10 protein-coding genes are annotated in these 10,202 nt (G+C 69.6%); 4 read left to right on the forward strand and 6 right to left on the reverse strand.

The features are described 5' to 3' along the window. Positions 1-31: 31 nt before the first annotated feature. The 4 genes from LVY72_RS22175 to LVY72_RS22190 are packed head-to-tail and all read right to left on the reverse strand — an operon-like array spanning position 32 to position 4,824. Entirely contained in the window at positions 32-2,041 is a 2,010-nt protein-coding gene (locus LVY72_RS22175) for a fibronectin type III domain-containing protein (protein WP_237826738.1), read from the reverse strand. A gap of 57 nt (positions 2,042-2,098) precedes the next feature. After that, positions 2,099-2,614: a signal peptidase I gene (lepB, locus tag LVY72_RS22180; RefSeq protein WP_237826740.1), complete on the reverse strand. Its 516-nt coding sequence runs from the start codon at positions 2,612-2,614 to the stop codon at positions 2,099-2,101. A 2-nt stretch (positions 2,615-2,616) separates the two neighbouring features. Next, complete coding sequence (locus tag LVY72_RS22185; RefSeq protein WP_237826742.1) at positions 2,617-4,242, reverse strand: multicopper oxidase family protein; 1,626 nt, start codon at positions 4,240-4,242, stop codon at positions 2,617-2,619. A gap of 54 nt (positions 4,243-4,296) precedes the next feature. Continuing rightward, positions 4,297-4,824, reverse strand: a complete 528-nt coding sequence (locus LVY72_RS22190) for a hypothetical protein (RefSeq protein WP_237826744.1) — start codon at positions 4,822-4,824, stop codon at positions 4,297-4,299. 95 nt (positions 4,825-4,919) lie between these two features. On the opposite strand from LVY72_RS22190, the gene LVY72_RS22195 reads away from it, so the two are divergent. Continuing rightward, positions 4,920-5,294, forward strand: coding sequence for a metallopeptidase family protein (locus tag LVY72_RS22195; protein WP_237826757.1), 375 nt, complete (start codon positions 4,920-4,922; stop codon positions 5,292-5,294). Positions 5,295-5,296: 2 nt separating this feature from the next. After that, positions 5,297-6,223 (forward strand): cation diffusion facilitator family transporter, encoded by a 927-nt coding sequence (locus LVY72_RS22200; protein ID WP_237826759.1) that lies wholly within the window; start codon positions 5,297-5,299, stop codon positions 6,221-6,223. Positions 6,224-6,228: 5 nt separating this feature from the next. Here the strand turns inward: LVY72_RS22200 and LVY72_RS22205 are convergent, their stop codons facing one another. Beyond that, positions 6,229-7,248, reverse strand: a complete 1,020-nt coding sequence (locus tag LVY72_RS22205) for a universal stress protein (RefSeq protein WP_237826747.1) — start codon at positions 7,246-7,248, stop codon at positions 6,229-6,231. A 160-nt stretch (positions 7,249-7,408) separates the two neighbouring features. Here LVY72_RS22205 and LVY72_RS22210 point away from each other — a divergent pair, with 160 nt between their 5' ends. Beyond that, positions 7,409-8,086, forward strand: coding sequence for a Rossmann-fold NAD(P)-binding domain-containing protein (locus LVY72_RS22210; RefSeq protein WP_237826750.1), 678 nt, complete (start codon positions 7,409-7,411; stop codon positions 8,084-8,086). Positions 8,087-8,088: 2 nt separating this feature from the next. Here the strand turns inward: LVY72_RS22210 and LVY72_RS22215 are convergent, their stop codons facing one another. Further along, a complete protein-coding gene (locus tag LVY72_RS22215) occupies positions 8,089-8,679 on the reverse strand; it encodes a copper resistance CopC family protein (protein WP_237826753.1) in 591 nt (196 codons plus the stop codon). Positions 8,680-8,752: 73 nt separating this feature from the next. On the opposite strand from LVY72_RS22215, the gene LVY72_RS22220 reads away from it, so the two are divergent. Next, positions 8,753-10,202 (forward strand): NCS2 family permease (locus LVY72_RS22220; RefSeq protein ID WP_372463758.1); only part of this gene is annotated, 1,450 nt, incomplete at its 3' end.

Consider the following 10,202-nt stretch of genomic DNA (forward strand, 5'->3'; position numbering starts at 1 on the left):
GGGCTGCCGGCGGCACGTCCTGCCCATGGTGTTACTTGGTGGAAACGGTGAAGGGGCCGGCTACCCCGCCGTTGCTGGATTTGACGAAGATCCGGCCGGGATTGGTGGCCGGGACGGACCCGTTGCGCAGCCGGATGTCGTAGTCGCCGATGCCCGGAGGCGCGGCGGCCACCACCGCGGCGTTGGCGCCGGTGATCGCCGTCCCGATGGTGCCGGTGCTGGTTGCCCGGTACACGGTGACGGTGGCGCCGACCACCGATCCGGTGCCGGTGATCCGGAACTCCGAACCGGCCTTCCACCTGGCCGTGCCGATCGTTACCCGGTCGGTGACCACTTGGGCGGCCGCGGTGACTTTGGCCGACTCGGCGCCGTACCCGGCCGCGGCGTTCTTGGCCTTGACCGTGAACTGGTAGCCGGTGCCGCCGGTCAGGCCGGTGACGGTCTGGGTCCTGGCCGTGGTTTCCGCCGGCTGGACATTGGCCACCTGGGCGGTGCCCGCCGCGTTGTAGACGGTGACCTGGTAACCGGTGACCGAGGCGGCGCCGGCATCCCAGCGCAGCGTGACCGATCCCTGGCCCGGTGTGGCGTTCAGGCCGGTCGGCGCGGCCGGCGGTTCCAGCTGCGCTGCCGGGGGCGCGAAGTCGCCTTCGAAGATCCGGCTGTTGCCGGCCTGGTCGAAGGCGGCCGCCCGCAGCGTGACCGGCCCGGTGATGGCGATCGGCTTGGTGTACAGCTGCGCGGTGTCGGAGGGAAGGTTCCCGCTGACCACCGGGCTGCCGTCGGTGGTGAAGAAGATCTGCCCGTCGCTGGACAGGGTGACGGACTCCGCCGTCGTCGGCCCGCCGGCTGCGGCCGGCGCCGGGGAGATCTCAAGCGTGGGCTGGACGGTGTCGCCCGGGGTGCCCGGATCCGTGGCGGGTGCCGGTGCCATGGTCAGCGCCTCGCTCATCCTTGCTCCGGCCAGGGAGCGCACCTCCACCGTGTACTTCTCTGCCGGGTCCAGCCCGGAAATGGTGGTCTGGGTGGCATTGGCTTCCGTGCGCATGCCGAGCTGGACCTGCTGGCCGCCGGTGACGGTCTGCGCGATCGCCGCGATGCTGTAGCCGGTGACGACAGCCGCGCCCGCCTGGGGCACCGCCGGCGTCCACTTCACCTGCATCGAGGTCTTGTCCGCCGAGTAGACCACCGAGGCGGCGCCGGCTTGCGGCGCGGCCTGGTCGCCCGGGCCCGCCGGGCAGCCGCCCATGCCGGGGCCGCCGAGTTCGCCGTATTCGGCGATGGTCAGGCCCTGCCGGTTGCCGTCCGCATCCTCCACCTGCCAGGACATCGCCCGCTCGCCCAGGTCGGCCGCCGCAGCGATCCCGGCGGTGGCCGCGTCGTCGAACACGTAGGTGGCCCGGAAGGTATCCGCGGACGGGAATTCCAGGCTCGACGAGTAGCCGCCCTTGGCCGCCGGCACCAGCGGGCCGGGGACGGCCCGGATGTCGCGTTTGGCCACCGCGGTGTCCACCAGGTCGGGGTTGATGATCCGCTGCTCCATCTGGGCCTTGTTCACCGTCGGACCCACGTGGCCGCTGACGGTGATCGTGTTCCCGTTCCGGGTCATGTCCCCGGTGACGGCAGCGTCGGCCGTGGTGGTCTCCTGCGAGGTGCCATCGCTGAACTTAATCGCCACGACGTCGCCGGGCCGGATGTCCGGGGTGACCTTGTGGGTGGTGCCGTTGCCCCAGCAGACCCCGCCGGGGTGGTTGACCTCGAACGCGACGTCGGTGCCCGAGATGGTCGACTCGGCCGAGCCGATGACGCCCTGGCCCGGCCTGGTCACCTCGATGACGGCCTTTTCCCCGGCATGTTCGGCAAAGCCCTCGATCGAGACGAAGTCCCGGTCGGGGAAGACCACAACGTTGTCGGGAAATGACGGGACGGCGGCGCTGGCGCTCTGGGCCGCGAACAGCGAGGTGGCGGCCAGGCTGGCGGCCGAGACCGCGATGAGCGCGGTCCGTGTCCGGCGCGGCCCCTGGCCTGCTTTCAAATGTTCCATCTTGCCTTGTCCTTTCGGGGGGGGGGTGGAGTGATGCGGTCGGAACGGGTTTCGGAGTCAGGGCCTGAGCACCAGCCCCTCGATGGCCTCGAGCGGGATGGGTCCGTAGTCGCGCGAGTCGATGGACCGCTCGCGGTTGTCGCCCATGACGAAGACGGTCCCGGGCGGCACTTCGGTGACCGGATAGTAGGTGCCGTCGATGGTGGCCGGATCCACGAACGGCTCATGCATGCGGACCGAGTTCACGTACAGCACCGCATCCTGGACCTCCAGCTGCTGGCCGCCGACGGCGACCACCCGCTTGATCACCGGAGTGCCGTCCGCCGGGGACCTGAAGACCACAAGGTCGCCGGCGTGCACCCCGGATACCACCGGGCCGGGCTTGAAGACGAACACCAGGCTGCCGTTTTCCAGCGTCGGGGCCATGCTGTCCGAGGCCACGGCCACCGGCTCCAGGATCCAGAGCCGGACGGCCAGCAGCCCCAGGAGCACCGCGGCCGCGGCAGCCAGGACGGCCCGGTCCCGCCGCGTCCTGCCCGTGGCGGCGGGGCGGTCGATGATGAGGGCACGCACGGCTAGTCCGTCTCGGTGTCGAGCTCGCACGGGGCGGCGTGGATCGGATCGTTCGGGTCCGGATCGTCCGCGGCCAGGCCGACCCGGAACTGGATCATCATGGAATGGTCCTCGTGCGGCAGGTTGTGGCAGTGGACCATGTAGCGGCCCTTGTGCGGGCCGAACTTCATGATGACTTTGACCTTCTCGCCCTCGCCGACGTAGACGACGTCCTTCGGGCCCTTCTCGTAGCCGAAGGGCGCCTTGCCGTTGCGGCTGAGGATCTGGAAGTCGATCAGGTGGATGTGCACCGGATGGAACCAGCCGCCGGACTTGTTCTCGATCTCCCAGACCTCGACGGCGTCCAGCCTCGGATCGGCGCTGACCAGCTTGAAGTTGCTGGCGATCACGTCCTCCCAGGTCACGTCGCTGATGGTCCAGGGCTCGCCGGTGCCCTCATGTTCGACCCGGAAATACCGTTTCTTCTCGGCGTCCTTCTCGGTCAGCGCCATCACGTGGCTGTCCGCCAGCTTGGTGGGGATGACGTTCCACTTCGGGTCCAGCTTCATCGCGCTCTCACTCGGCGGCGCGACCACGTCGAAGGCCATGATCTTGTTCGTATGGTCGTAGTCGCGGTTGTTCGGATTGGAGAGGTTGCGCAGTTCGATCCGCTGGCCCGGCTTGTACTTGCTGAAGTCGATCAGCACCTCGTAGCGTTCGGCCATGCCGTGGCGCCAGTTGCTCACGGCCTGGGTCGAGGGCATCAGGCCGCCGTCGGTGGCGACAATGTAGAGCGGGTCCCCGGTGCTCAGCGACGGCCGGTAGGAGCGCGAGACGGAGGCATTGAGCATCCGGAAGCGGTAGACCCGCGGCTGGACCTTCATCACCGGCCAGGGCCGGCCGTTGACCAGGACCACGTCGCCCCAGAGGCCGGAATGGTCGCGGTCGTCGTAGCCGAGGCTGCCGTCCGCGGCGAACATCGCGTCGCTGAGCACCAGCGGGACATCGTAGGCCCCCTGCGGCAGCAGTGCCCGCTCCAGCTTGTCGTGCATGATGTACAGGCCCGCGAGGCCGGAATACACGTTCTGGGCGGTGAAGTGGACGCCGTGGTCGTGGTACCAGAGCGTGCGCGCCGGCTGGAAGTTGGGGTAGTGGTAGTCCTTGCAGAACCCGCGGGGCGTCACGTCGCTGGCGTAGCCGTCGTATTGCGGCAGGGACGCCGAGCCGTGCAGGTGGGTCGAGGTGGCCATCAGGTGGCCGAACTTGGGGTGGAACTGCGGCAGCTGGTTGCGCATGTGCACCACCGCCCGGGTGCCCTGCTCGAGTTCGATGCTCGGGCCCGGGAAAATGCCTTCATAGCCCAGGATGCCGGTTTTCTTCCGCGGCAGGATCTGCGCATCCGCCTGGCGCATGGTGATCCGGTAATGGTTGACCTTGGCGCCGTCCGGGTCCACCGAGGTGGACTGCGGTTTCAGCACCGGCGGCCGGTAGAAGGCTGCCGCGTACGGCTTGGGCATGTCCGCGGAACCGAGCTGGCTGGCGGACTTCGCGGACACCGTGGAAATCGGAACGGTGACCAGGCCGGCCCCCACGAGCCCCAGCCCGCCCACCCCGCCCAGCTTGAACAGGTCACGTCGGGTTACTGACATTTTCGAGCCACCCTCCCAGTAGATGACTAGTAATTCGATGTTTCGGGCTGCGGCTCAGCTGCCGGAATGGTGCGACTTGCCCAGCGACAGCCGGCCTCCCCCGGGGCCTTCGAGGACCAGCGCCACCGCCTTGTCCGGCAGTTCGAACACCATCGTGGCTTCCGCGGTCTCGCCCCGCGCCAGGACACGGGACTGCGGCGAGGTCCACAGCGGATGCGGCCGGCCGGAGCCGAGCCCGTCCACCACGAAGGCCGCCGGATCCAGCCGCAGGCCCTGCGGGTCCATGGCCATGAACTGGACCTGGACCCGCACCCGGTGCGCCCCCTCGGGCACCGGGCGCTGGAGGGAATCCACCGGAGCAGGCGGTTCCCAGCCATCCGATTCCACCGGCACGATGCCCGTGATCAGCGCTATCCCGCCGGGCACCTGGGCCGGAGCGCCCAACTGGGTGCTGGGCTTGGTTTCGGCGGTCGTAAACAGGTAGCCGAGCCCGGCCGCGAGCAGGCCCACGAGGATCAACGGAACGATGATCAGCCGGCGGCGCCGAACGGGGCGGATTTCCAGCTCAAGTGCAGCTACCATGCCGACAAATTTCGCAGCAGCAGGTTGGGGAAACCTTGTTGGGCTTGACACACCGGCCCCACCGGCCACCTGCCGGTAGAGTCGGATACGTGCCGATGCAAATGTCCCTGCAGGACTTCGAGGAGGCGGTCGACGAGGCAATCGACGCCATCCCGGACGAGCTGGCGCGCGAAATGGCCGCGATGGCCAACGTCGCCGTCGTCATCGAAGACGAATACGTGCCCCGGCCCGGCGACGAACCGGGCGTGGAACTGCTGGGGCTGTACGAGGGGGTTCCGCTGACCGAGCGCGGTGCCTGGTGGGATGCCGGATCCTTGCCGGACCGGATCTCGATCTTCCGCGGCCCGATCCTGCGCTGCTGCGGCAGCCGGGAGGAGGTGGTCCACGAGATCAAGGTGACGGTGATCCACGAGGTGGCCCACTACTTCGGCATCGATGACCACCGGCTGCACGAACTGGGATGGGACTGAGGATGGGGCACAGCCACAGCCACGGCCTGCCCGCCGGCACCACCGCCACCGGCCGGCACCGCCACCGGCTCCTGCTGGTGGTCTGCATCACGCTGGCCGTGGTGGTGGTCCAGGTGGCGGGCGCGTTCCTGTCCGGTTCGCTGGCGCTGCTGGCCGACGCCGGGCACATGCTGTCCGACGCCGCGGGCGTCGGCATCGCGCTGCTGGCGGCGTGGATCGCCACCCGGCCGGCCTCGGCCCGGCGCACCTACGGCTACCAGCGGGCCGAGGTGCTGGCCGCGCTCGCCAACGCGGTGCTGCTGGCGGTGATCGCCGTCGTCGTGTTCCTCGAAGCCCTGCGGCGCTTCAACCACGTCCCCGAAATCCAGACCGGGACCATGCTGCTGGCCGCGGTGCTCGGGGCGGTCGCCAACCTGGCCTGCCTGCTGATCCTGCGCAAGGGCCAGGCCGAGAGCCTGAATGTGCGCGGCGCCTACCTGGAAGTGCTCGGGGACCTGCTCGGGTCCCTGGCCGTCATCGCCGCGGCCGTGGTCATTGCCGTAACCGGCTTCCGGCAGGCGGACGCGATCGCCTCGGTCCTGATCGCGCTGATGATCCTGCCGCGGGTCTGGGGCCTGCTGCGCGAGGTGGTGAACGTGCTGCTGGAAGCCACGCCGCGGGACGTGGAGGTCCAGTCGGTGCGCGAGCACATCCTGGCCGCCGAGGGCGTGCTGGATGTGCATGATATCCACATCTGGACCATCACCTCGGGCGTGCCGGTATTCTCGGCGCACGTGGTGCTGGCCGACGATGTGCTCAGCGCCGTCGGGCTGGACGAGGTCCTGGACCGGCTGACCCACTGCCTCGGCGACCATTTCGACACCGAGCACTGCACCTTCCAGCTGGAGCCGGCCTCACACGCGGTGCACGAAACCCGCCACCACGACTGACGGCCCTAGGTTGCGTCCTCCGGCATCGAGCCGAATTTCCGGCGGTCTTCCAGCCGCGGGTCCTTGGTGTCCGGAACCACCATCACCGGGCCCTTGGCATGGTGCAGGACGCCCTGGCTGGTGGAGCCCAGCAGCATGCCGGCGAAGCCGCCGCGGCCCCTTGTCCCGAGGACCAGCAGGGCCGCGGTCCGGGTCGCCTCGATCAGCAGTTCGATGGGCGATCCTTCCAGCACTTCGCCGCTGATGGGCAGGCCCGGGAAATGGCTGCGCAGCCAGGCCGTGCCGGCATCCAGCTGTTCCATCAGCTCCGCGTACAGGGCCTCCCGGTCCAGCGGTGCCGGCACCCAGGCCAGCGATCCGGTGAACGGCGGCAGCGCGCAGACCACCCGCAGCGGGTAGCCCCAGCGCTGGGCCTGTTCGGCTGCGACCAGCATGGCCGTCCGGGCCTGCTCGGAGCCGTCCGCGCCGACCAAAACAACCCGTTCCTCGCCTTCGGGGCCCACCGGGGGCTGCTTGCCGCGCGGGACCTCCAGGTCCGTCTGGCCCAGCCGGGGCGCGCACGCCAGCGGCACGGTCACGCTGGGGCACTTGGCATGGGCCGGCACGGCGCCGCTGACCGAACCGAGCAGCCGGCCCACGAAGCCGCCCCGGCCGCGGCTGCCGACCACCAGCAGCTCGGCTTCCTCGGACAGGTCCAGCAGCACCCCGGCGGCGTCGCCGGTTTCCACCGACGGATGGATTTCGACGTCGTAATCCGCCAGCCGCGCCACGGCCTGTTCCAGGACCGCTTCGGCACCTTCGCGGATGACCTGGTCATCCAGGGTGGCATAGCCGGCGTCCATGCTCGAGGCGGCGAAGACCGGGATCGTGTAGGCGGTGATCACATGCAGCGGCGTGCGGCGCAGCTGGGCTTCCCGGGCCGCCCAGCTCAGGGCACACAGGCTCTGGTCCGACCCGTCCACGCCGACGACGATGCCGTGCCGGGCGGCGCCGTGGCGGACACCGCCGGCTGATGCTTCTGTCATTGCTGCTGCCTCCCTGTAGCTGCCCCGTGTCCGCGGCGGGCCGCGCCGTCGGAAACTCGCCGGTAACCACAGAATACTCCGCTGATAAGCCCTTTTGTGCATCGTCGGCTTGCCGCGTCAACATCTTCAATAGGGGCTGAAAGTTCTGTAGGCTTCGAAGATGCGCTGGCCGGGAGCCGCCCGGCTGGTCTGCCATGTCCGGCGGCTGCCGCCGGTTCCCTGCGCTGTGTCCGAGGAGGCGTTGGTGTCCGGATCCGAACTTCCGGCCGAATCCACCACCACGGTGGTGATCGGCGCCGGGCTGCCCGGCCTGGCCGTGGCCAGCGAACTGTCCCGGCACGGGATCGCCTCGATCGTGGTCGAGGGACTGGCCGGCGGCTGCGCTGCGGGGACCCCGCGGCGCGGCATGATGTCGGACTCGGTTTCGCTCACCGAGCAGAGCGAACTGCTGCGCCTGCTGCAGGGCTATGCCGCCAGCCGCTGTTTGGATGTCCGCCGGAGCACCTTCGCCCGCCAGGTCAGCCTGGTGCCCGGCATCGGGCTGCCGGTTCCTGAAGCCGGCCCGGCGGGCATCGCGCGCCGGTGGATGATCCGGACCGAACGCGGCCTGCTGCTGGCGGACACCGTAGTGCTGACCGGCTGCCCGCAGAACCAGATGCGCCGCTTCCTGCGCGGCCTGGGGGTGCGCCTGGGCGCCGACTTCCAGGCCACGCTGAAGTCCATCGGGCTCTACCTGGTGGGGATGGCGGGGCTGCTGGCCCCGACCACGCGGGAGATCGTGCGCCAGGCCAAAGCGGTCGGGGACGCGATTGCCGGCGGGCGCCCCGCGCCGGCCTGAGCCTACTCCCGGCTGCCGCCTCCCAGCCGCCGCTTGGCGGTGACGCCGATAATGACGGCGAGGACCACCAGGATCACACCCATCCCGATGACGCTCCAGGGCACTTCCGGCTGTTCCGGGGCCGCGGCGACCGGCGACGGGGTGCTGGTGTTGATCGGTTCGGGCCGTCCCGCGGAGGGTGCCGCGGACGCGCTGGCCGCTGCCCCGCCGGCGACGGTGAAGCTAAAGGTACCTTCGATCGGATGCGAATCCGAGGACACCACGCGCCACTGGACGCGGTAGGTGCCGGCCGGGGCATCGGGCTTCAGGCGCTGGGTGGCCGTCCGGTCGACGATCTGCACGCTGCCGTCCGCCCAGTCCGCGCCACTGCCGTCCTCGACCTTGACCACCGAGCCCAGCGCCATCGGAACGCTGCTGAACGTGAGCACCACGTCGGCGGGCATCGCCTGCAGCGCCGCGCCGTCGGCCGGAGCACTGGAGACCAGTTCGTCGTGGGCCTGGGCGGCGGCGGACGGGACCAAAACGGCGGCGACGGCGAGCAGTACCGCCGCGGCGAACCGGACGACGGCGAGGCCGGAGAGAGGCTGGGTCATGCCTAAAGGGTACGTCGAGGCGCTAGGATTCTTTCGACTCCCCCTCCCCGACTTCCGCCAAAGGATGACCCCCATGCCCCCAAAGGGAGCCACACTGAGCCGGCGCGGTGCAGTGCTTGGCAAGCTGGACAACTACTTCGAAATCAGCAAGCGCGGTTCCAACTATTCCCGCGAGATCCGCGGCGGACTGGCCACGTTCTTCGCCATGAGCTACATCGTGGTGCTCAATCCGCTGATCCTCAGCGGCGCCGACTCGACCGGTGCCGAACTGGGCGGCGCCCGCGTCGCGGCGGCGACCGCCCTGGTCGCCGGGGTGCTCACCATCCTGATGGGCACCTGGGCCCGCTATCCGTTCGCGCTGGCCACCGGGCTGGGCGTGAACGCCTTCGCCGCCGTCACGGTGGCCAGCAACCCGGGCCTGACCTGGCCGGACATGATGGGACTGATCGTCCTCTCCGGCCTCACCATGCTGATCCTGGTCCTCACCGGTTTCCGCACCGCCGTCTTCCGGGCGGTGCCGGCCAGCCTCAAGACCGCCATCGTGGTGGGCATCGGCATGTTCATTGCCCTGATCGGCCTGGTCAATGCAGGGTTTGTCCGGCGCATTCCCGACGTGGCGGGCACCACCGTGCCGGTGGGGCTGGGCTTCGAAGGCAAGCTCGTGGGCTGGCCGACGCTGGTGTTCCTCTTCGGGCTGATCCTGACCATCGCCCTGCTGGTGCGCAAGGTCAAGGGCGCCATCTTGATCAGCATCCTGGCCTCCACCGCGCTGGCCCTGGTCATCGAGGTGGTGGCCAAGCCTGGCTCCCAGGGCGCCGGCCAGCCCGGCGGCTGGTCGCTGGTCACCCCCAGCCTCCCGGCGTGGGGCGCACCCGACCTGAGCCTGGTCGGCCAGGTCAACCTCTTCGGAGCCTTCAGCCACCTGGGCATCATGGGCGCCTCCCTGCTGGCCTTCGCCATCCTGCTGAGCATCTTCTTCGACGCCATGGGCACCATGGTGGGGCTGGCCAACGAGGCCGGCCTGACGGACGAGGACGGCAACATTCCGCAGGTGAACCGGGTGCTGCTGGTCGATGCCTTCGGCGCCATCGCCGGCGGCAGCGCCTCGGTGTCCTCGAACCAGATCTTCGTGGAGTCCGGCGCCGGAATCGGCGAGGGCGCCCGGACCGGCCTGGCCAGCATCGTGACCGGCCTGCTGTTCGTGGTGGCGATGTTCTTCACGCCGCTGATCTACCTGGTGCCCTTCGAGGCGGTGGCCCCCGCCCTTGTGGTGGTGGGCTTCATGATGGTGTCGCAGGTCGGGCGGATCGATTGGACGGACTGGGGCGTCGCCATCCCGTCCTTCCTGACCTTCACGCTCATGCCGTTCACCTACTCCATCGCCAACGGCCTGGGGGCCGGCTTCATCGCCTACGTGCTGATCCGCACCTTCCAGGGCCGGGCCCGGGACGTGCACCCGCTGATGTGGGCGGTGGCTGCGGCCTTCGTCCTTTTCTTTGGCATCGGTCCGCTCGAACAGGCGC

It is taken from the genome of Arthrobacter hankyongi (assembly GCF_022012395.1).
GTDB classification, from domain to species: Bacteria; Actinomycetota; Actinomycetes; order Actinomycetales; family Micrococcaceae; genus Crystallibacter; species Crystallibacter hankyongi.